19 protein-coding genes and 1 pseudogene are annotated in these 21664 nt (G+C 38.2%); 17 read left to right on the forward strand and 3 right to left on the reverse strand.

Annotation, left to right across the window (positions count from 1 at the left end; translation table 11 throughout):
* Window positions 1-171: 171 nt before the first annotated feature.
* The 5 genes from F885_RS16015 to F885_RS15995 all read left to right on the forward strand — a co-directional run bounded on the left by F885_RS16015 (window position 172) and on the right by F885_RS15995 (window position 3769).
* Window positions 172-432 carry a hypothetical protein gene (locus F885_RS16015; protein ID WP_005313602.1) on the forward strand — a complete coding sequence of 87 codons (261 nt, stop codon included), beginning with the start codon at window positions 172-174 and terminating at the stop codon, window positions 430-432.
* A gap of 78 nt (window positions 433-510) precedes the next feature.
* A complete protein-coding gene (locus F885_RS16010; protein WP_005313605.1) occupies window positions 511-1302 on the forward strand; it encodes a class I SAM-dependent methyltransferase in 792 nt (263 codons plus the stop codon).
* 733 nt (window positions 1303-2035) lie between these two features.
* Entirely contained in the window at window positions 2036-2485 is a 450-nt protein-coding gene (locus tag F885_RS16005) for a hypothetical protein (protein WP_005313607.1), read from the forward strand.
* A 49-nt stretch (window positions 2486-2534) separates the two neighbouring features.
* The gene (locus F885_RS16000; protein ID WP_005313610.1) at window positions 2535-3125 is read left to right on the forward strand and encodes a uracil-DNA glycosylase family protein; all 591 of its coding nucleotides are present in this window, start codon (window positions 2535-2537) and stop codon (window positions 3123-3125) included.
* Between the two features lie 20 nt (window positions 3126-3145).
* Window positions 3146-3769, forward strand: a complete 624-nt coding sequence (locus F885_RS15995) for a class I SAM-dependent methyltransferase (protein WP_005313613.1) — start codon at window positions 3146-3148, stop codon at window positions 3767-3769.
* Here F885_RS15995 and F885_RS20530 read toward each other — a convergent pair.
* Together F885_RS20530 and F885_RS15990 are read right to left on the reverse strand one after the other, a co-directional pair.
* Window positions 3766-4255: pseudogene (locus F885_RS20530) on the reverse strand (pyridoxamine 5'-phosphate oxidase family protein). The gene F885_RS15995 and the pseudogene F885_RS20530 sit on opposite strands and share 4 nt — an antisense overlap.
* Before the next feature lie 119 nt (window positions 4256-4374).
* Window positions 4375-5883, reverse strand: a complete 1509-nt coding sequence (locus F885_RS15990) for a phospholipase D family protein (RefSeq protein WP_005313616.1) — start codon at window positions 5881-5883, stop codon at window positions 4375-4377.
* Between the two features lie 296 nt (window positions 5884-6179).
* Here F885_RS15990 and F885_RS15985 point away from each other — a divergent pair, with 296 nt between their 5' ends.
* The 12 genes from F885_RS15985 to F885_RS15930 all read left to right on the forward strand — a co-directional run bounded on the left by F885_RS15985 (window position 6180) and on the right by F885_RS15930 (window position 20159).
* Complete coding sequence (locus F885_RS15985) at window positions 6180-6455, forward strand: metal/formaldehyde-sensitive transcriptional repressor (protein ID WP_005313619.1); 276 nt, start codon at window positions 6180-6182, stop codon at window positions 6453-6455.
* 20 nt (window positions 6456-6475) lie between these two features.
* Entirely contained in the window at window positions 6476-7585 is a 1110-nt protein-coding gene (locus tag F885_RS15980; protein ID WP_032859012.1) for an S-(hydroxymethyl)glutathione dehydrogenase/class III alcohol dehydrogenase, read from the forward strand.
* A gap of 59 nt (window positions 7586-7644) precedes the next feature.
* Window positions 7645-8001, forward strand: a complete 357-nt coding sequence (locus F885_RS15975; protein ID WP_005313621.1) for a winged helix-turn-helix domain-containing protein — start codon at window positions 7645-7647, stop codon at window positions 7999-8001.
* Window positions 8002-8250: 249 nt separating this feature from the next.
* Window positions 8251-10080: an allophanate hydrolase gene (atzF, locus tag F885_RS15970; RefSeq protein WP_005313623.1), complete on the forward strand. Its 1830-nt coding sequence runs from the start codon at window positions 8251-8253 to the stop codon at window positions 10078-10080.
* Between the two features lie 19 nt (window positions 10081-10099).
* Window positions 10100-13705: an urea carboxylase gene (gene uca, locus F885_RS15965; protein WP_005313627.1), complete on the forward strand. Its 3606-nt coding sequence runs from the start codon at window positions 10100-10102 to the stop codon at window positions 13703-13705.
* Between the two features lie 6 nt (window positions 13706-13711).
* The gene (locus F885_RS15960) at window positions 13712-14416 is read left to right on the forward strand and encodes a GntR family transcriptional regulator (protein ID WP_005313629.1); all 705 of its coding nucleotides are present in this window, start codon (window positions 13712-13714) and stop codon (window positions 14414-14416) included.
* Window positions 14417-14562: 146 nt separating this feature from the next.
* On the forward strand, window positions 14563-15024 hold the full coding sequence (locus F885_RS15955) for an SMI1/KNR4 family protein (protein WP_005313631.1): 462 nt from the start codon (window positions 14563-14565) through the stop codon (window positions 15022-15024).
* A 185-nt stretch (window positions 15025-15209) separates the two neighbouring features.
* Window positions 15210-16088, forward strand: coding sequence for an AraC family transcriptional regulator (locus tag F885_RS15950; protein ID WP_005313633.1), 879 nt, complete (start codon window positions 15210-15212; stop codon window positions 16086-16088).
* 4 nt (window positions 16089-16092) lie between these two features.
* A complete protein-coding gene (locus tag F885_RS15945; protein ID WP_005313635.1) occupies window positions 16093-17106 on the forward strand; it encodes an NAD(P)H-quinone oxidoreductase in 1014 nt (337 codons plus the stop codon).
* A 99-nt stretch (window positions 17107-17205) separates the two neighbouring features.
* Window positions 17206-18081: a glyoxalase III HchA gene (gene hchA, locus F885_RS15940; RefSeq protein ID WP_005313637.1), complete on the forward strand. Its 876-nt coding sequence runs from the start codon at window positions 17206-17208 to the stop codon at window positions 18079-18081.
* Between the two features lie 243 nt (window positions 18082-18324).
* Window positions 18325-19020, forward strand: coding sequence for a winged helix-turn-helix domain-containing protein (locus F885_RS15935; protein WP_032859015.1), 696 nt, complete (start codon window positions 18325-18327; stop codon window positions 19018-19020).
* Window positions 19021-19139: 119 nt separating this feature from the next.
* On the forward strand, window positions 19140-20159 hold the full coding sequence (locus F885_RS15930; RefSeq protein WP_005313643.1) for a 2-dehydropantoate 2-reductase: 1020 nt from the start codon (window positions 19140-19142) through the stop codon (window positions 20157-20159).
* Window positions 20160-20209: 50 nt separating this feature from the next.
* On the opposite strand, the gene F885_RS15925 is transcribed toward F885_RS15930, so the two are convergent.
* Complete coding sequence (locus F885_RS15925) at window positions 20210-21082, reverse strand: bile acid:sodium symporter family protein (protein ID WP_005313645.1); 873 nt, start codon at window positions 21080-21082, stop codon at window positions 20210-20212.
* Window positions 21083-21664 lie beyond the last annotated feature (582 nt).

Here is a 21664-nt window from a genome sequence, read left to right on the forward strand (position 1 = left end):
GAAACAATTCTCTGATTATCCGTTGATCTTGTGACAATCCTTAGTCATTTAAAGATTGTCACAATGTGTTATGAGTCCTTTATTTATATGAAAAAAGTGATGAATTTTGAGTAAGCACCTTAACTTTTTATGCTATAAAAATAGCTCAATAATTAAACTTGAGAATAACAAATGTCTGAACAGAAATATCATTGGTACTTAATTGCTTATACATTTAATGATAAGAGTAATAATGGCAATACCAGAAATTTTAGTATTCAGCTACCGCTAGAAACATTCTTGCCACCAGTTTCTAAATCTAAATTGAATGAATTAAGCGTCATTGGCGCCGAGTGGATCCAAAAGAATGATCCTACGGCTCAGCCAGAGAATTTATTTGCGATCTCAATTTGCTATTTAGGTGAAATGACTCAATCACAATTTAATGCTTAGGTTAGATGTAAAAGAAGGCCCTTAAGGGCTTTCTTTTTATAATTAAAACAAATTTTTAAGTTCTTAAAAGGGTAAAAGATGAGTGACTATATCAGTATCAATAAGCATGCTTGGAATTTAAAAACAAATGCGCATATCAAGAGCGAGTTTTATGACAATATTTCCTTTCTAAGAGGAAGAAACACGCTAAACCCAATAGAACTGGGTATTTTAGGAGATATTTCAGGAAAATCCATACTACACCTACAGTGTCATTTCGGACAAGATTCTATGTCTTTGGCTCAACTTGGAGCTAATGTTACAGCTATAGATTTTTCAGAAGAAGCCATTAAAAAAGCAAAAGAGTTTAACGATGAATTGGGTTTAAATGTAGAGTTTATTTGCTCCAATATTTATGAACTACCCAGTATTTTAGACAAAAAATACGATTACGTATTTACGAGTTATGGCGTTATAGGATGGTTAGAAAATTTAGATTTATGGGCTAAGGTGATATCCAGTTTCTTAAAAATTGGAGGTAAATTTTTAATTGTTGAATTTCATCCAGTCATATGGATGTTTGATGATGAAATTAAAAATATAACATATAGCTACTTCAAAAATGACCCTATAAGTGAAACATCTACTGGCTCTTATGCAGATAAATCAGCAGAAATAAACTATCAATCAATCACTTGGAATCATAGCCTGAGTGAAATATTTACAAGTTTAATCAATCATAGAATAAATGTTCTGGAATTCAAAGAATATGATTATTCATCCTATAACTGTTTTGCCAATATGACGAAAGAGAATGAAAAATACAGGATTGAGCATTTTGGCAAAAAATTACCATTGATGTTTTCGATACTGGGTGAAAAGAACCAATAAATTTATTAAACATTAATAACTTATTTTTGAAACTCTTTAATTTTTTGGATGTTATATGAAAAAAGTGATGAATTTTGTGTAAGCCTCTTTACTTTTTATGCTGTAAAATTAACTTAATAATTAGACTTGATAATAACAAATTTCTGAACAGAAATATTGTTGGTATTTATTTGCTATTTAGGTGAAATGACTCAGTCACAATTTAATGCTTGAGAAAGCAGATGTTGTAAGTCCCTAATTTAATAAAATGCCAGTTTTAGAGATTGCTGTTTTATTCAGTATAAATAAAAACTATGAGGCAAGTTTGTTAGTAAAGAAAGTTTTTTTAGGTTAATTCACCTAATTTAAAAATACTTGAAAAGGTGCGATTAGCAATATTGGTTTGAACAATAGAGCCTAGATAGGTTTTTACATTAATAAATAAATTCAATAAGTTGGTATGAAATTCAATGGGTGTGACTTAGGTTGCATCGGTGTATATTTCAAAAAAACAACAGAAGAAAATTTTTAGTTGGCCTAGGAATAAAAAATACTCCATCCACTTTAAGGATTATAAGTAATCAATTTTATACGGAACTGGTCACTGACCGCTCTAAATTACAGAATATCTACCCAACAGGAGTAAAAGATATCTGTTGAAATATTATCTAGGTATAAACACTTACTCTATATCATCTAAACTTTAAAAATGTTACATTTTCTTAAAGTGATCGTATTTTTTAGGACAAATTAGATGAATGCAAAATTAAAAACTTTAATGATATTAATTCTATTTATGGCTCAGTCGAGTTATGGTAAAGAAGAATTGACTAAAGATGAGTTTTTTATGAAATCAGAATTAATAAAATTAGCTTTTAGTTGTTCAGAATTAAATAATATTGCAAAAAACGATGATAATGCAAAAAGGTTAGGTGTAATAGCTATGGCTCACGGATTTGAAATTTCTAAATTTACAATTAAAGAATTAAAAAAAGATGAAAAAGTTGATCGATTTTTAATGGATTTGAATAAACACTATAAGATCAACAATGATGTATATGCTGGTTTTTTGCTTGGTAAACAACAAAATGAGATAGAAAATAAAACCAATCAATTAGTGAATGACTTGAGCGAAAATAATTATGATAAAAGAGAAAGTGTGGCTAAGCAGTTGATTATTCATAAACAATGTAATTTACTATAATAAGTTCAAAAGTTTCTTCACTTAATTTAAAATTTGGCTCTTTAAATAAATGACTGATATAGAAATAGAAACACATCCATTGCAACCTTTTTTACCTGTGACTGCAAAGCTACTAATGTTGGGCAGTTTTCCGCCGCCGCAAACTCGCTGGAAGATGGATTTTTACTATCCGAACTATCAAAATGATATGTGGCGAATCTTTGGTCTGATCTTTTTTAATGATAAAGATCACTTTTTAGATTTGCCCAATAAAAACTTTAAAGAGCAACTGATTCGTGAGTTCTTAACTCAAATTGGTGTAGGAATTTTTGACACAGCCTATCAAGTGAAACGTTTGCAAGGTAATGCTTCTGATAAATTTTTAGAAATTGTCACGCCTACAGATTTATCCAAATTACTGGAACAAATTCCAATGTGCCATACCATCATGACTACAGGCGATAAAGCAACAGATACGCTGATGTTACACTTTCCAGAGCAAGCTAGTAAGCCTATGATTGGACAGTCGGTGCAGGTAAATTATGCTGATCGAGAATTGAATTTATACCGATTACCATCATCATCACGAGCCTATCCATTAGCACTGGAAAAGAAAGCTGAAGCCTATAAGCAATTTTTTGAACAAATTGGCTTGGTATAAATATAAAGAAGAGGAAATAAATGCAGGATGTCGCAAGCCCAATTGATTTAAGAAATTTCGCTGATGCTTTGGAGTGGCAAGAAACGGCGAATATAAAAAGGCCGTGGCGCAAGGACTTCTTTGAGTATTATGCCAATCTCATTAGACAGCATGTTTCTGAACAATATCAGGTACTAGAACTTGGTTCTGGGCCTGGTTTTTTAGCCCAACATTTGCTCTCACAGCTTACTAACATTGAATATACTGCTTTTGATTTTTCAGAAGCGATGCATCAACTAGCACAAGAAAAGCTCAATACTGTTGAAAGAGCACAGGCAACCTATATTATTGGAAGCTTTAAAGCTGCTGATTGGCAGAATACATTCTCTCAGAAGTATGATTTGATTATTATCCATCAAGCATTACATGAGCTTCGACATAAATGCTATGCAACCGATTTTCATAAAATCGTAAAAACCCTATTAAAACCTCAAGGCTATTATTTAGTGTGTGATCATTTGTGTGCAGCACATGCGATGCAAAATGATCAGCTTTATATGACCAAACAAGAGCATTTGGATGCACTTGAACAGGCATCTTTTACACAGATTAAGATGCCGTTAGAGATAGAAGGGCTGTGTTTGTTTGAAATGACTTTGGGTTAAGTTAAATGTGCCATCATCCGAGGATATTTAACCCATCTAAACGTATTGATTTTGAATTCTCTTACATGAGTAAATTCAGACCAAATCAATTGACTTCCTTTTGTCCATTGTAGCGGTTTAGTCCGCCGATCAAAGGCAAGCTTTTCCTGTTCCGTGGCTGGACGTAAATCACCAATTTCGACATATAAGCGTATGCCAAAATGATGATCAAAATGACCTTTGATGAAGGACTTTAACCAGAACCACCTATTGGTATTAATCGCTTGAATACAAGCTTGGGTGTTTTGAATAAGGTTCTCACTTAGCTTTTCAGTATATGTATCAAAGAAATAAGCGGTTTGGTTGTCATTTAAAAAGATTGTGCCTATAGGGGTGATGGTCGGCTGCCCTGAAGGATCTACTGTTGCAATAGACGCATGTAAAGATGACTTGTGTGCAACAGCAAATACTTGCTGAATATTTTTTCCAATCTTTTTCCGAAATCATATGGTTATCTTTTATGTTAATTATAATCGTAACTTAGCACAAAATAATTAAAAAAATATCGCTCTTTAGAATGAAAAAAGAGGTCAATTCAGCAAATTAAATCTTATTGAATGGATGATTTACATCATCCATTCAACGGGAAAATAAGACACAAAGTACATGGTAAAACGTTGGAATCTGGTACTTTCAGGATCGTGATGGTGCTCAATAACCTCACCATTTTCTTTATGTTCATACCACACAATATTGCCGTTTTGATCTAATTTGAGCTGATAAGCCACTTGTAATAAATGCTGATCCAGCATGGCGGTGATTTGGTCTTGTAAATGATCAGATTCCACTACTAAACCAACTTCAGTGTTTAAATGGGCAGAGCGTGGGTCAAAGTTAAACGAACCAATAAAAACTTTTCCATCAACATCAAAAAATTTGGCATGCAAACTTGAACGGTTCTTACCTTTTACAGGAATCACGCTCCCTGTCGCAATTTCATACCAAGTCCGTTTTTTACGTTCAATATTCGGTTTAAACTCATACAGTTGTACGCCATTTTGTAAAAGTGGTTTACGGTATTGGCTGTAAAAAGAATGCACCACGGCGACATCATTGGCCACCAAGCTATTGGTCAATACACGGACTTGGATACCATCTTTGGAGAGCTGATTGAGGTAGGTGGTTCCTTGTTTTGTAGGAACAAAATAAGCCGAGACTAATTCCATATGTTGTGCTGGTTTACCCATAATGTTCAGAACTTGAGCATATAAAAGCTCCTGATCTTTGGCTTGTCCTAAGGCCTTATTCGGATGATCTGCGACAAAATGTGCTTTTGCCCATTGGATTGGATAATTTTGTAGACGTAATTTTAAATAATCTTGAGCGGCTTCGAGTTTATCTTCGGTGGGTGTATCAACCTGATCTAAGGCTTTATAAGTATTTCTTAAACTTTCCAGTTGTTGAGGCTTGCCAGAACCCATTAATTGTTCTGTTGAATAGCTGAGTTTATCTGACCAGAATTCATCGAAAACCTCTTCTGCTCGATCAACCGCTTTACCATAGAACAAAATGTCCATGTCGCTAAATTGAAATTGGTCGCTGGCATCAAAATATTCGCTACTGATATTACGGCCACCTGTCACTGCAATTGAATGATCGGCAATGGTAAGCTTATTGTGCATACGATGATTAATCTGTTTTAGTCTAAAAACATAATCAATAAAGCGTAAGTGTCTAAATTTATAAGGATTGAAAATACGGATTTCAAAATTTGGATGTTGGGCAAGGGCTTTTAAGGTTTTATCTAGTTTTATGCCATTCTGATCATCAATCAATAAACGGACTTTTACCCCACGATCAGCAGCTTTGAGCAACTCATGCAGCATCATGTTGCCGATCGCATCGTCATTCCAAATATAATATTGTAAATCCAATTGATGCTTGGCATTTCGAATTAAATGAATACGGGAAGCAATACTTAAAAAGGCATCATCCAATGCTAAAAATGCAGTTAAACCTTTTTCAATATTAAGATCGGCTTGTGGATCATTCATCCACTTTGTTTTCGTATGCAAGGAGTTACTCCGATCAGGGTTCTGATTGGGTGGCAAAGAACAACCACCAATTCCTAACATGATAACAAGTGTCATTATCTTAAAATGGTATGAATTGTTTATCATTTTATTGATCAAGCGTGTGGATCCAACAGTAATGTATAGATGATTGATTTTCTTATATATCTAAATGTTTGTTTGTTCCAAGGGTGAAATGTAATTATAAATATAATCAACAAGTTATCATTTTAATAATTTAATTTTATATGTAAATAAGTTCCAATGAGTACAGCCTAATAGAATCTAGATCAATAAATATTGAGCTTAAGTACTATACTGGTGTATAGTATATTTTTAGATTTAATGTGGTCGACATTATGCCTAAACAATTAGAGGATAAAAAAAAGATTCTCACACGTGTAAGACGAATCCAAGGTCAAGTTCAGAGTGTGGAACGTGCTTTGGAAAGTGACACAGAATGTGCTGATATTTTGCAGCAAATCTGTGCAGTTCGTGGCGCATTAAATGGTTTGATGACGGAACTTCTCGAAATTCATCTCAAAGACACTTTAGTTGTCGGTGAGTCATCTGAGTTGCAACGCAGTCAAGAGCTCATTCAAGTCAGTAAAATTCTTAAATCTTATTTAAAGTAAAATTCAGGAGTGTCATTGTGATTAAATCTCGTGCAGCCGTTGCTTTTGCCGCAGGCGAACCATTACAAATCGTAGAGCTTGATGTTGAACCACCTAAAGCGGGTGAAGTCCTGATTAAAATTACCCATACTGGTGTGTGCCATACTGATGCCTTCACTTTGTCAGGTGATGATCCTGAAGGTGTTTTCCCGGCAGTGCTAGGCCATGAAGGTGCAGGGGTTGTGGTGCAGGTTGGTGAAGGCGTGACCAGTGTTGCAGTCGGTGACCATGTGATTCCGTTGTATACCGCTGAGTGTAAAGAATGCTTATTCTGTAAATCGGGCAAAACCAATTTATGCGTTGCTGTTCGTGCAACTCAAGGTAAAGGTGTGATGCCAGATGGCACAACACGTTTTTCTTATAATGGACAACCGATTTATCACTATATGGGTTGTTCAACCTTTAGTGAATACACCGTTGTTGCAGAAGTGTCTCTAGCAAAAATTAACCCTGAAGCCAATCACGAACAAGTGTGTTTACTCGGTTGTGGTGTAACCACAGGGATTGGTGCAGTACAGAACACTGCGAAAGTACAGGAAGGTGACAGTGTTGCTGTGTTTGGTTTAGGTGGTATTGGTCTTGCAGTTGTACAAGGCGCACGTCAAGCCAAAGCTGGGCGTATTATTGTCATTGATACCAATCCAGATAAATTTGAACTGGCAAAACAGTTTGGCGCAACAGATTTCCTTAATCCAAAAGATTATGAGCAACCTATTCAGCAAGTCATTGTTGAAATGACAGGTTGGGGCGTTGACCATTCTTTTGAATGTATTGGCAATACCAATGTGATGCGTTCGGCACTGGAATGTGCACATCGTGGCTGGGGACAATCGGTTATTATTGGGGTTGCAGGTGCAGGTCAAGAAATCTCAACACGTCCATTCCAGTTGGTGACAGGACGTAAATGGATGGGAACTGCTTTTGGTGGTGTAAAAGGCCGTAGCCAATTACCGAAAATGGTAGAAGATGCAATGAAAGGTGAAATTGAGTTGGCACCATTTGTAACGCATACTATGCCGTTGGACGATATTAATCATGCCTTTGACCTAATGCATGAAGGTAAGTCGATCCGTACCGTGATTCATTTCTAATTTAAAAATGATAGGATTTGATGATGTGAAATACATCATCAAATCTTGGATAATATGCAATGTCAAAAGCACAATTAAAGCTACATGTGCGAATCTTATCTGATGAGCAGATTGCTTTTGGTCCGGGTAAGGCTGATCTACTTGAAGCGATCTATCGTACAGGATCAATATCCCAAGCAGCAAAGTCTATGGACATGAGTTATCGCCGTGCATGGCAATTGGTGGATACCATGAACCAATGCTTTCATTCTAATCTGGTCGATACCCAAACGGGTGGAACGCATGGTGGTGGTGCAGTGCTAACCGAATTGGGGCAAGTGGTGCTCAAGAAGTTTAGAGCCATGGAGCAGCAAGCAATTCAGGCTGTCGCAACTGAGTTTGAAGATCTAGCTAACTATCTAAAAGTAAATAAATAATCTTATAAATATAAATAATTTAAATAGCATTTCATTGTCTTTGTTTTGATCCTTTCTCTCTCAATAAAAATTTGCTGAGTTATAGCGCATCAGTATTTCTGTCGAATCTTTTTAGCACCATCATTAAACCATTCAAACGAGCTAGTATTTTAGTTTTCTACTAAACTGTTAATTTATATATTAAAAATATTTTTGGCACGCTTTCTGCTTTTATCTATTCAAACTTGTATACAAGATAGGATTCATAAAGTGAGCGAAATAAAAACTTTAGGCTGGACAATTTCTGAATGGCAAACGGCGTATTTAAAGCAAGAAATTCAACTCGATATTTTGAAGGAGTTAGTTTCTGCACTTGATCCAAAGGATGTTGCTTGGATTTCTCTCGCGAGTACAGATTTAGTTGAGCAACAAATCCAATCTTTAAAGCAACTGACTCAAGATACAGAAAATCTGCAAAAACAATTTCCTCTCTATGGTGTGCCATTTGCAGTCAAAGACAATATTGATGTGGCTGGTTTTGTTACCACAGCAGCATGCAAGGCATTGAATACTGTTGCAACACAAGATGCTGAAACGGTTCGTTTACTTAAACAAGCCGGAGCGATTGTTGTTGGCAAAACCAACCTTGATCAATTTGCCACAGGTTTGGTTGGCACACGTTCACCCTTTGGGGCGGTACCGAATAGTTTTAAGCCTGAATATGTCAGTGGTGGCTCAAGTTCAGGTTCGGCCAGTGTGGTAGCAAGAGGTTTGGTCCCATTTTCTCTCGGGACTGATACCGCAGGATCAGGTCGTGTGCCTGCAGCGTTCAATAACATAGTCGGTTTAAAGCCAACCAAAGGCCGCTTTTCTAATCGTGGCCTATTACCCGCAGTAAAGAGTATTGATTGTATTTCAATCTTCGCTCTCACAGTGACTGATGCTGAGTTGGTTGCCAATCAAGTTGAAGCTTACGATGCGCTTGATAGCTATTCGCGTCAACATCCTAAAAACGTACCTGCACGTTTTTCCAGCAAATTGAAATTTGCCATTCCGAATAAATTGAACTTCTTTGGTGATGAATCGGCCGAAAAAGCCTTTCAACACACCATTCAACTACTGGAAAGCTTAAATGCGGAAATCACTCGCATTGACTTTTCTGCTTTTGAGCAACTTGCAGCACAACTTTATCAAGGCCCTTGGGTCGCAGAGCGTACTGCTGCGGCTGCTGATCTACTCAAAACCAATGCTGCTGATTTTGATCCGACAGTTTTAGAAATTATTCAACAAGGTGAAAAGTATTCAGCCGTGAATGCCTACAACGCTGAATATTTAAAACAGGATTTGACCCGTAAAATTCAAGACAGCTTGGCTGAGTTTGATGCCTTGATCGTGCCAACTTCACCAACGATTTATACCATTGAACAAATGCAACAGCATCCGATTGAATATAACGCGCATTTCGGCACGTATACCAATTTCACCAACCTCGCTGATTTAAGTGCCTTGGCATTACCCGCAGGCTTTAGAGCTGACAACCTACCTTTTGGCATCACTTTAATTGCACCTGCTTGGCATGATGCAGCCTTAGTACATTTTGGTAAAGCATGGCAGAACTATTTAGCACTGAAACTTGGTGCTTTAGATAAGACATTAGCTGTAGCAAGTGCACCAACTTTGTTATCTCCTCACCATATTCGTGTTGCGGTTGTAGGGGCACATCTAACGGGAATGCCACTGAATTTTCAACTCACCACACGTGGTGCCGTGCATGTCGAAACCACCAAAACCTCTCAGGATTATGCGCTGTATGCCTTGAATGGCACGGTTCCACCAAAACCAGGTTTAGCGCGTCAGCAAGATGGACAAAGCATCATTGTCGAGCTCTGGGATGTACCAACAGCACGCTTCGGTGAGTTTGTAGCAGAAATTCCAACCCCATTGGGTATGGGCAATGTCGAACTTGAAGATGGTCGTTGGGTTAAAGGCTTTATTTGTGAACCCTATGGCTTAGGCGATGCAGAGAATATCAGCCATTTTGGCGGTTGGAGAGCGTATATCCAACATCGCAATAACCAAGTAGCAAATGCAGCCAATTAATTTTTAGGGGGAAATCATCATGTTTAAGACCGTACTTATTGCAAACCGTGGTGAAATTGCTGTTAGAGCAATTCGAACGCTGAAAAAATTAGGCATTACCAGTGTCGCGGTTTATTCAGACAGCGACCGTTATGCACAGCATGTACAGGATGCAGATGTCGCAATTGCACTGGATGGTTTAAAACCAGCTGATACTTATTTGAGTATCGAAAAACTGATTCAAGCCGCTAAACAGACTGGGGCAGAAGCAATTTTTCCGGGCTATGGTTTCCTGTCTGAGAGTGCAGATTTCTCTCGTGCTTGTGAAGAAAATAACATTGCCTTTATGGGGCCAACTGCAGAACAGATTCTAGAATTTGGTCTAAAACACCGCGCACGTGAACTTGCCGCAGCGGCTCATGTACCAATGACTCCTGGTACCGGTTTGTTGGACAGTTTGGAGGAAGCATTGACTGCAGCTGAGCGGATTGGTTATCCAATCATGCTCAAAAGCACTGCGGGTGGTGGTGGTATTGGCCTCACTCGTTGCGATACCCCACAAGCACTAGCCGATGCTTATGAAAGCGTGAAACGCCTCGGTGAGCAGTTCTTTAAAGATGCGGGTGTCTTTATTGAATGTTTTATTGATAAAGCACGTCATGTCGAAGTACAGATTTTTGGTGATGGTAAAGGTCAAGTAGTGGCGTTTGGTGAGCGTGATTGCTCATTGCAACGCCGTAACCAAAAAGTGGTTGAAGAAACACCTGCGGCGAACTTACCTGAAGCAACTCGTAAAAAGCTACATCAAGCTGCAGTTGAACTGGGTCGCTCTGTGAATTACCGCAGTGCAGGAACGGTTGAATTTATTTATGATGCCAAGCGGGATGAATTTTATTTCCTTGAGGTGAATACCCGTTTACAGGTAGAGCATCCAGTCACGGAAATGGTGACAGGTCTTGACTTGATCGAGTGTATGCTCAAAGTCGCGGCTGGCGATGCATTGGATTGGGACTATCTCAGCAATATCCAACCGCAAGGGGCTGCGATTGAAGTCCGAGTTTATGCCGAAGATCCTGTGAAAAATTTCCAGCCAAGTCCAGGTGTGCTCACCGAAGTGTCATTTCCCGAAGGTATTCGTGTTGATACTTGGGTGAAAACAGGGACTGAAATTTCTCAGTATTTTGATCCAATGATTGCCAAGATTATTGTGCATGCGGAAGATCGAGCTACTGCGATTGAAAAATTAAAAGTAGTGTTAGCGGAAACGCGTTTAAATGGCATCAGCACCAACTTGGATTATGCCCGTGCCATAGTATCAGACCAGCGATTTGAATCGATGCAAATCTGGACACGCATGCTTGACGATTTCAGCTATTCGCCAAAAGTCATTGAGGTGATCCAAGCAGGTACATTGAGTTCAATTCAAGACTATCCTGGGCGTACAGGCTATTGGGATATCGGTGTACCACCATCAGGTCCTATGGATGATTATGCCTTCCAACTGGCCAATCGTATTGTGGGTAATGATGCAAAGGCAGCGGGTTTTGAGTTTACTTTAGTAGGTCCAAGCTTAAAGTTCCATGCCGATACCACCATTGCACTCACAGGCGCAAGCTGTACTGCTATGTTGGATGATCAACGCATTGCTTTTTGGCAACCGATTAAGGTCAAAGCTGGTCAAATTTTAAAAGTTGGTCAAGTGGCTTCAGGCTGCCGTACTTATTTAGCCGTACGTGATGGTCTGGATGTACCCCTATATTTGGGTAGCCGATCAACATTTGCATTAGGTAATTTTGGTGGTCATGCAGGACGGACTTTACGTGTTGGCGACATGATCAAAATGGTCGATGCACAATTTGCCAGTGCGGAATTACCGCTTGCGATTGATGAGCCTCAAGCCTTATCCAAAGATCTCATCCCTGAATATAGCAATGAATGGGAAATCGCCGTGTTGTATGGACCGCACGGTGCGCCTGATTTCTTTAAACCTGAATATGTGGAAGAGTTCTTTGCCTCTGAGTGGACGGTTCACTTTAACTCAAACCGTTTAGGCGTCAGACTTTCAGGTCCGACACCAAGCTGGGCTAGAGAAAATGGCGGTGAAGCAGGCTTGCACCCATCCAATGTACATGACTGTGAATATGCAATTGGTGCGATCAACTTTACTGGTGATTTCCCTGTGATTTTAGCAAAAGATGGCCCAAGTTTAGGTGGCTTCGTTTGTCCAGTAACCATTGCCAAAGCTGAGCTATGGAAAGTAGGTCAACTGAAAGCCGATGACAAAATCCGTTTTTACCCAATCACGGCAGAGCAAGCCAATGCATTAGAACGGAAACAAATCGACAATATTCAGAACTTTGCAGATGCCATCAAGGTCGTTGAAACCATTGAACCTGCTCAAGACGTGTTTACCACCATTTTGGCTCAACGTGAACCAACTGATTTATCACCAAAAACCGTTTATCGCCAAGCGGGTGATAGTTATATTTTATTAGAATATGGCGAAAACGTTTTAGATTTGGCACTTCGTTTACGTGTACATCAACTGATTCAAATGATTCGCGATGCTAATCTTGCAGGTGTTTTGGAACTGTCACCGGGTGTACGTTCACTACAAATTAAATATGATGGTCTGGTGATTCCTCAAGCTGAGCTCATTCATCAATTGCTTAAACTTGAAGAGCAAATGGGTGATTTAAGCCAGCTTAAGATTCCATCGCGTATTGTGCATTTACCAATGGCGTTTGAAGATAGTGCGACTTTAGGTGCAGTGGAACGTTATCAGGAAAGTGTTTGCGCCAAAGCGCCGTGGTTACCGAATAACGTTGATTTTATTCAACGTATTAACGGGCTAGCACATCGTGATGAAGTCAAAGATATTATTTTCGATGCTAACTACTTAGTCCTTGGTTTGGGCGATGTCTATCTAACAGCGCCATGTGCGGTACCGATTGATCCACGTCACCGTTTACTCAGCTCTAAGTACAATCCTGCACGTACTTTTACTGCGGAAGGTACTGTCGGTATTGGTGGGATGTACATGTGTATTTATGGCATGGATTCACCCGGTGGTTATCAGTTGATTGGACGGACGCTGCCGATCTGGAACAAGTTTAAAAAGAACAAGCAATTTGGTGATAAGCAATGGTTCTTGCAATTCTTTGACCAGATTAAATATTTCCCTGTGACTGAAGCTGAATTGAATGAATGGCGTGCAGATTTTGAAAATGGTCGTGCTCAGATTCAGATTGAAGAAACCGAGTTTGACTATGCAGACTATGTACAATTCTTGGATAATGAAGCGGAAAGTATCGCGGCATTTAAAGACAAGCAACAACAAGCCTTTAGCACTGAGGTGAGCCGTTGGAAAGAAGAGTTTGCTGCGCAACCTGAACAACATATTGAGCAAGCCAATCATGTTGATTACAGCCATCTTTCTTCTTTAAATGCATCAATGACAGGAAATATCTGGAAGATCTTTGTGGAACATGGTCAAGAGATCAAAAAAGGTGAAACTGTTGCGATTATTGAAGCCATGAAAATGGAGTTACCTGTCTATGCGGAAGAAGATGGTATTGTTAAAGCCATTATTTGTAGAGCAGGGCAAACCGTACACAGTGGTGAACCATTGGTCTATATGGAATAAGCTTGAATGAAAGAAGCGAACATCAACATAAAGAACACAAGCAAAGGCTCCGACAATCTGTCTGAGCTGGTTTACCAACGTATCAAGAATGATATTTTTGATTTCAAATTGATGCCAGGTGAACGCTTTACTGAGTCTGAAGTTGCCAAAGCCTATGATGTGAGTCGTACCCCAATCCGACAAGCTTTGTATCGTTTGCAACAAGAGGGCTATGTTGATGTGAGCTTTCGGAGCGGTTGGCAGATTCGGCCGCTCAATTTTCGTTACTATGAAGAGCTTTATGATGTACGTATTGTTTTGGAAAAAGATTCGATTCGTAAACTCTGTCAGATTGACCACCACAATTCGGTTGAGCTGTCGGTGTTAAAAGATCTGTGGTTAGTACAACCTTCTGAATATTTAAAAGACATTAAACAACTTTCACAGCAAGATGAAGATTTTCATTGTGCTTTGGTTCGAGCTTCAGGCAATAATGAAATGGCGCGGATTCATCGAGACTTAAGTGAGCGGATTCGGATTATTCGCCGTTTGGATTTTTCCAAAGATTATCGGATTGAAGCAACTTATCAAGAACATCAAAAAATCTTGGGCTTTATTTTTGATCGACACACTGAACAAGCGATCAATGCGATTGAAGCGCATATTATGCAAAGTCGTGATGAAGTGAAAAAAATTACCTTACAGATGTTGGATTCGAGTCAGTTTTATTAAATCTTAAACTCTTCGGATTAATAAATTTAAAAAGATTAAATCTTTATTTGAATTGTTTTTTAACTACTATATAGCTTATAAAAATCATTAAAGGGATACAGTACTGGGAAAAAGAGCTAAAGATTTTAGGTGGAAGGTAAATATGTATGAGTGTTGATGATATTAATAAGGCGATTGCTCTAATAAATTTACATCTTGATGAGGCTGATTTTGATGGGGTTAAAGAAGAAAGCTTAGTAAAATTAGCTGAGAATCATTTAGGGATAATGTTTCCTGATAGTTATAGATTTTTTCTCAAAAAATTAGGATGTGGAGATATTGCAGGACAAGAATTCTATGGGGTAATTAGTGAGGAAAAAATTAATTCAGGAATTCCTGATGTTATATGGATTACACTAAAGCATAGAAGGCAATCTAATTTACCATCTAAATATATTGTTTTTTACGACTTCGATGATGGTGATTATGCGGTCTTAGATTGTGAGAAAAACAATCAAGGTAAGAATGTAGTTGAAATTTGGTCTCCTGATGAGAACACATTCCAATTCTTCTCAGATGATTTCGGTAAATTTTTTTATAACCAAATTAAAAAAAAATTGATTAATTAGGACGTTGGTTTCTTTATGCAATTAAAAGATTAGATCTATGGGGGCTAAGAAGATATATTCAACATCTTGTCAAAACGAAGCTTCGCAAAACTCTCTTTTCCATGCCTAATTCTGCATAAAACTAACAGCTTTTATCTGTTTGCTATTTAATAATAAAAATCATATTTCAAATCATCAGATGACACATGATGAATGACCAAACACTGATCAATTTATTTCTAAAACTGGTGCATAAAGAAGGCTTTTTTGCCACTTCGATTGATGGCATCACCCTAATGCGTGTCGATCACAACACACCACCGATTGCGGTGTTGCAGGAACCAACCCTCGTGTTTGTATTGCAAGGGCAAAAACGTGGCTATATTGGCACGGAAACTTATTCATTCAAGCAAAACGAATGCCTAATTGTCTCTGTTTCAATGCCATTTGATTGTGACACCATAGCCAGTCCTGAAACACCGATGATTGCGATCAGCATGAAATTGGAAGCCGATATGGTGAATGAACTACTGGCTAAAACCTATTTTGAAAATTACCAGTTTAAGCCACTCACCACAGGAATGAGTGTGATCCAGTATGATCAAACGATATCGAATGTCCTTATCCGTTTATTAAATACACTGACGTCTGAACAGGATGTATTGATCTTGGGGGATCAAATTAAAAGGGAATTGCTTTATCGCGTTATTCAACATTCAGGTGCGGATGCCTTAACAGGCTTGGTCGCTCAGGGCAATCTCAGACCGATTTATAAAATTTGTGAATATATTCAACATCATTTTACAGAAAAATTAACGGTTGAGATGCTCGCAGAACAGGCCAATATGAGTACTTCAGCATTTCATAAAGCCTTTAAACAAGTCACACAATATTCACCATTGCAATATTTGAAAGTGGTTCGGTTGCATAAGGCAAAACAATTGTTGCAAAACGCAGACCAAAGTGTGGCTCAAGCGGCTTATGCTGTTGGATATCAGAGCTCTTCTCAATTTAGCCGAGAATTCAAAAAGCAATTTGGTTTTCCTCCAAAACATGCCGATACTAATACTCAAATGGAGTCATGATTAAATGAATCAAAATAGCGTAGAACAAATGAAATATATCGAAATTACACAAGCTGGCGGTCCTGAGGTTTTACAAGTGACTCAAGGACCTCGACCAGAGCTTAAAGCAGATGAAGTGCTCATTGAAGTCTACGCAACGGGTATTAACCGACCTGATATATTACAGCGTCAAGGATTATACCCAATGCCTAAAGGGGTCACACCCATCCCTGGGCTAGAAGTTTCAGGGGTAATTAGTCAAATAGGTGAACACGTCACACAGTTTAAAGTCGGTGATAAGGTCTGTGCACTGACCAATGGTGGTGGCTATGCAGAATATTGTGCGGTACCAGCGAATCAAACCTTAAAAATTCCAAAGAATCTGAGTTTTGTCGAAGCAGCGGCTATCCCTGAAACCTATTTTACCGTTTGGGCAAATTTATTTCAGATTGGACAGTTGAAAAAGAATGAAACCGTACTGATTCATGGGGGAGCCAGTGGTATCGGTTCCACAGCAATCAGCTTATGCCATGCAATGGGCATCAAAAACTTCTCCACGGTTGGAAGTGATGACAAAGTTGAAAAGTTAGCTTCGGTGTCACAGGTAATTAACTACAAGACACAGGATTTTGAAAAAGAAGTTTTGGCTCAAACGGATGGCCAAGGTGTAGATGTGATTTTGGATATTATTGGCGCCGCTTACTTTAATCAAAATCTGAGATTATTAAAGCGTGATGGTCGATTGGTGATTATCGGTTTTATGGGTGGTCGAAAAGTTGATGGCTTTGATATACAAGAATTGATGTTAAAACGGGCTGTTGTCACAGGTTCGACCATGCGTGCTAGAACCAATGCTGAAAAAGCTCAAATTACTCAAGAACTTGAGCAATTTGTCTGGCCTTTAATTGAAGCGGATCAATGCAAGCCAATGATCTATAAAACTTTTGCATTTGATGAAGTGGCTCAGGCACATCAATGTCTGGAAAGCAGCCAACATACGGGCAAAGTGGTACTCGAAATTAAGTCTGAATTTGCCTAATTGTGTTCAATCTATGCCTGTTCATACTCAAAACTTGAGTGTGGCAGGTGACTCAAGCAGTATGCATATAAACATAACGACCTGATGAGGAATCTCAAAATGACAACAAATCCTGATGATCGCAACCCAAGTCCAGACCATGCAGAAGATAATGCTTTTTTCCCATCGCCATATTCGCTGAGCCAATATACCTCGGCAAAAACAGATTACGATGGCACGACTTATCCAAACCCTTACAAAGGCGACAAACGGATTTTAATGATTGCAACCGATGAACGTTATATCTTGATGCAAAACGAAAAATTCTTTTCTACGGGAAATCATCCTGTTGAAATGTTATTGCCAATGTTCCACTTGGATAATGCGGGCTTTGCCTTTGATGTGGCAACTCTTTCGGGCAATCCAGTTAAGTTGGAAATGTGGGCGATGCCGAATGAAGAACAAGTGGTCTTAGATACGTATAAAAAATATGAAAAGCAACTCAAAGCGCCGCTCAAGTTAGCAGATATTCTGGAACAAGCTTTAAGTGCAGATTCACCTTATGCAGGTATCTTTATTCCGGGTGGACATGGTGTTCTTGCTAAGATTCCTGAAAGCAAAGAAGTCAAACAGCTATTAAAGTGGGCCATTAAAAATGATAAATATGTGATCACGCTATGTCATGGGCCAGCTTCATTGCTTGCAGCAGCTGTAGATGAATATCCGCAAGATTATATTTTTAAGGACTACAAGATTTGTGTGTTTCCTGATTCCCTAGATAAAGGTGCAAATATTGATATCGGCTATATGCCAGGACAATTGCCTTGGTTGGTGGGTGAGAATCTCGAAAAACTAGGTGTCGAAATCTTAAATAAAGGCATCACAGGGCAGGTTCATCAAGATCGTAAACTATTAACAGGTGATAGCCCATTGGCTTCGAATAATCTTGGAAAACTTGCCGCGACAACTTTATTGGCTGATCCTAATCTTCAATAAACCTTGTTATTGGAATATCTAAAAGCCTAGCTTAATTGCTGGGCTTTTATTTTTTATGAACTCGGCGAAACGTCTTAAAGCATCTTTTTGCAGACCTATCTTGCTCCAAAAGCTGAATTTTTATATTGATCTATTGTAGAAATGAACATTGAAATGACACCAAAATTACATTTATGTCATTCAAAACTATTTAAAGTTGTACAACGTTATTATCTTCTTAAGCAGGGCTTTAACAGGTTTAAGATGAAAATATTACTAGTCGAAGATGAGCAAAAAATAGGGAGTTATCTTAACCAAGCATTATCAGAAGCAGGTTATATGATCGACTGGGTCACAGATGAAATAACAGGTAAGCACCTCGCGCTATTGTTTAATGAATATGATTTAGTGGTATTGGATGTCATGTTTGCTGGTTTAAATGGCTGGAACATTCTGCATGATGTGGGCAAGAATGGAAAAACCATGCCTATTTTATTTTTGATTGCGCGAGATCAAATTGAAGAGCGAATGAAAGGGCTTGGCCTTTCATTTACTTTGGTAGAGCTTCTCACACGGATCAAAGGTCTATTGAGTAGAGAGCAGTGGAATCATGAAATCAACCGAATTTGTGTTGCCGACCTTGAACTTGATTTATGGAAACGCAGTGTCAGCCGAGCGGGAAAACGGATTAATCTTACAGCTCAAGAATATGCATTGATTGAGTTATTCATGAGTAGACGTGGAGAGGTCTTACCTAGAGCATTAATCGCTTCACAGATATGGGATATAACCCACGATGCAGACACTAAAATGATTGAAGTGGCCATTAGTCGTTTAAGAAATAAGATTGACCGTAATTTTCTTCCTAAACTCATCCATAACATTTATGGAATGGGTTATGTATTGGCAGAATGGCATGGGGCACTAAAAAGTAAAGAAAAAGAAGATGTTCCTGAGTGAACATTACTCAATATTAAATTCTGTGCTTAGAAATAAATTTGTCAGCCAAGTGACAACTTAACTCCATGTTTTGGGTTAAAGTGATGTTGTTAAGAAATAGAATCCAGCAAGGAAAATCAATGAAAATATGTATTTATGGGGCTGGAAATATTGGATGTTATCTTGGTGGACGATTAGCAGCAACAGGGTATGATGTTGACTTTATTGTGCGTCCCCAAATACAACAACAATTGCAATGTTATGGACTGACTGTTTCGGACTATCTAGGTGAAAAGAATAGTGTTCCAGCGAGTAAGCTGCAACTGAGTACTGATCAAAACATTGCTGCTCAGGCTAATATCATTTTTGTCTGTGTAAAGTCTGCCGCAACAGAACAGGTTGCACATGAGTTAAAAGAAATTCTAAAGAAAAACACCATCATTATTAGTTTTCAGAATGGTTTAAGTAATGTTGCTATCCTAAAACAAGTGTTGTTTGGCCATACAATTCTTGAAGGTATGGTGCCTTTTAATGTCGCTGCTTTAGGAAATGGTGTTTTCCATCAAGGTACAGAAGGGGCTTTGTATGTGAAAAAACATGCTGGCTTGAATGAGCTTGTCATCGCATTTAATAGCGCTCAGCTTGAACTGAAACTTGAAGATGATATGCAGGCAATTCAATGGGCAAAGCTATTACTAAATCTGAATAATTCAGTGAATGCGTTATCTCAGCTACCACTCAAACAGCAACTTTCAATTCGAGCCTATCGTCAATGCTTGGCAATGGCGCAGATTGAAGCTTTAGAGCTACTTAAAATCGCAAAAATTAAGCCTGCACAATTGACCGCTTTACCAGCACAGTTCGTGCCATTTGTATTAAAACTGCCCAATTCTATTTTCAATATCGTGAACAAGAAAATGCTGGCGATTGATCCGTTGGCACGCTCATCAATGGCAGATGATCTTATGGCGGGGCGAGCCACCGAAATTGACTGGATTAATGGTGAAGTTGTTCGTTTAGCAACGCAATTAAATTTAAAAGCACCAATCAATCAAAAGCTGATTGAGTTAATTAAACAAGCTGAAATCACACCCAGAGCATGGTCAGCCAAAGCACTTAGAAATCAGTTGGAAGCGGTGAGTAAAACTGGATTTAAATAAAAGCCATAGCATATTTCTTTATATGCTATGGCGGTGATGATTTAAAAAAGTTAAGCTTTAATCGTTTCCTGAGTGCCAAATCGTGTAATCAAAGTCCCAAAGATAGTCGCGAAAATATACATAAAAATTGAGTAGACCGCAGCAGGCATGGCAATGGTCGTACTTGCCATAATGGTGAGTGCGATGGTCATGGCCAGCGTACTATTATGAATACCAATCTCAAACGCGCATGCGCGAGCTTGATAAGAGCTGATTCCAAACAGTCGTGGTACAAAATAACCGACACATAGACTAATTGCACAAAATAAGGCAGTTGCAAAGCCAATTTGCCCGATATATTCGATCAGGTTATTTCGTTCTTTTATAATTGCACCCAAAATAATAATCAGAAGAAACACCACAGCGAAAATGCGCACAGGGCGATTCAGTTTTTCTGCTGTATTTGGCGCATAATGACGGATCAACATCCCAATACAAACAGGAACCAGAATGATGGCAAAGACTTGCAGGACTTTTGCAAATTGTAGTCCGACTTGTTGGCCTTCATTCATAAAATGCAAAATTGAGAAATTGACAATAAATGGTAAAAAAATGGCGGCAATAATGGCATTAATTGCGGTTAATGTGATATTTAGTGCGATATCACCTTTATATAAGTAGCTGAATAGATTTGCGGTTGATCCACCAGGTGAAGCGGCAAGTAACATCAAACCGACTGCCAGAAGCGGCGGTAAATGCAATATTTTACAAATTAAAAATGCAATGCCGACCAATAAAATAAGCTGACAAAACAAAGCAATGATCACCGCTTTGGGATGTTTGCTTACTCGTGCAAAGTCTTTGAGTGTGAGCTCCAAACCCAGCCCGGCCATGACAATCGCCAAGGCGATCGGTAGAAAAAGTGTGATTAGTCCAGAATCCATAAGCAGTCCTTTTTTTAGATCAATATTATTTTTCCAATTTTCTGGTTGTTTTGTCTGATCAGATTACAACTTACCGGTATCTAAGTTGATATAGTTCACATCTGAGCAAGACCTATAAATAGCAGTATTTAGCAATACTTTAAATTTTTACTATGCAAAGTAATGAATTAGCACATTTAGGTTATTAATTCTAATGATTTGTTTAGCTTAAATACTTTATTCACTTTTGCAAAAACTATTTGTGCAATAGCGCACAATTTGATTGAATTAAAATATTAAAATTAATAGGAGAAAAATCACTTTTTTTGCAAAAATTACATTTCTATAACGCTTCGGCTTTTTGGCATTTTACTATTTTTATGCTCATAAATAGATTAGAAAAGTAAGATGATTAAACTAAATGGTAAAAATATTGGTGAAGCTGAATTTAATAATTTATTTAAATTAAACAATAATATAGGTTTAATTTTTTACAAATGAAAACACGAATCATTTATGCTTGTGCTAGAATTTCACAAATCTTTAATAAAAGCTTTATACCATTCGAACAATTGGCAGAAATAGAAAAATGATATGCACAAA

Source organism: Acinetobacter higginsii, from assembly GCF_000369845.1.
Lineage (GTDB): Bacteria > Pseudomonadota > Gammaproteobacteria > Pseudomonadales > Moraxellaceae > Acinetobacter > Acinetobacter higginsii.

Coding starts and splice junctions, on each gene's coding strand:
- F885_RS16015 (WP_005313602.1), top strand. CDS start 172: ATGTCTGAACAGAAATATCATTGGTACTTAATTGCTTATACATTTAAT.
- F885_RS16010 (WP_005313605.1), top strand. CDS start 511: ATGAGTGACTATATCAGTATCAATAAGCATGCTTGGAATTTAAAAACA.
- F885_RS16005 (WP_005313607.1), top strand. CDS start 2,036: ATGAATGCAAAATTAAAAACTTTAATGATATTAATTCTATTTATGGCT.
- F885_RS16000 (WP_005313610.1), top strand. CDS start 2,535: ATGACTGATATAGAAATAGAAACACATCCATTGCAACCTTTTTTACCT.
- F885_RS15995 (WP_005313613.1), top strand. CDS start 3,146: ATGCAGGATGTCGCAAGCCCAATTGATTTAAGAAATTTCGCTGATGCT.
- F885_RS15990 (WP_005313616.1), bottom strand. CDS start 5,883: ATGTTAGGAATTGGTGGTTGTTCTTTGCCACCCAATCAGAACCCTGAT.
- F885_RS15985 (WP_005313619.1), top strand. CDS start 6,180: ATGCCTAAACAATTAGAGGATAAAAAAAAGATTCTCACACGTGTAAGA.
- F885_RS15975 (WP_005313621.1), top strand. CDS start 7,645: ATGTCAAAAGCACAATTAAAGCTACATGTGCGAATCTTATCTGATGAG.
- uca (WP_005313627.1), top strand. CDS start 10,100: ATGTTTAAGACCGTACTTATTGCAAACCGTGGTGAAATTGCTGTTAGA.
- F885_RS15960 (WP_005313629.1), top strand. CDS start 13,712: ATGAAAGAAGCGAACATCAACATAAAGAACACAAGCAAAGGCTCCGAC.
- F885_RS15955 (WP_005313631.1), top strand. CDS start 14,563: ATGAGTGTTGATGATATTAATAAGGCGATTGCTCTAATAAATTTACAT.
- F885_RS15950 (WP_005313633.1), top strand. CDS start 15,210: ATGATGAATGACCAAACACTGATCAATTTATTTCTAAAACTGGTGCAT.
- F885_RS15945 (WP_005313635.1), top strand. CDS start 16,093: ATGAATCAAAATAGCGTAGAACAAATGAAATATATCGAAATTACACAA.
- hchA (WP_005313637.1), top strand. CDS start 17,206: ATGACAACAAATCCTGATGATCGCAACCCAAGTCCAGACCATGCAGAA.
- F885_RS15935 (WP_032859015.1), top strand. CDS start 18,325: ATGAAAATATTACTAGTCGAAGATGAGCAAAAAATAGGGAGTTATCTT.
- F885_RS15930 (WP_005313643.1), top strand. CDS start 19,140: ATGAAAATATGTATTTATGGGGCTGGAAATATTGGATGTTATCTTGGT.
- F885_RS15925 (WP_005313645.1), bottom strand. CDS start 21,082: ATGGATTCTGGACTAATCACACTTTTTCTACCGATCGCCTTGGCGATT.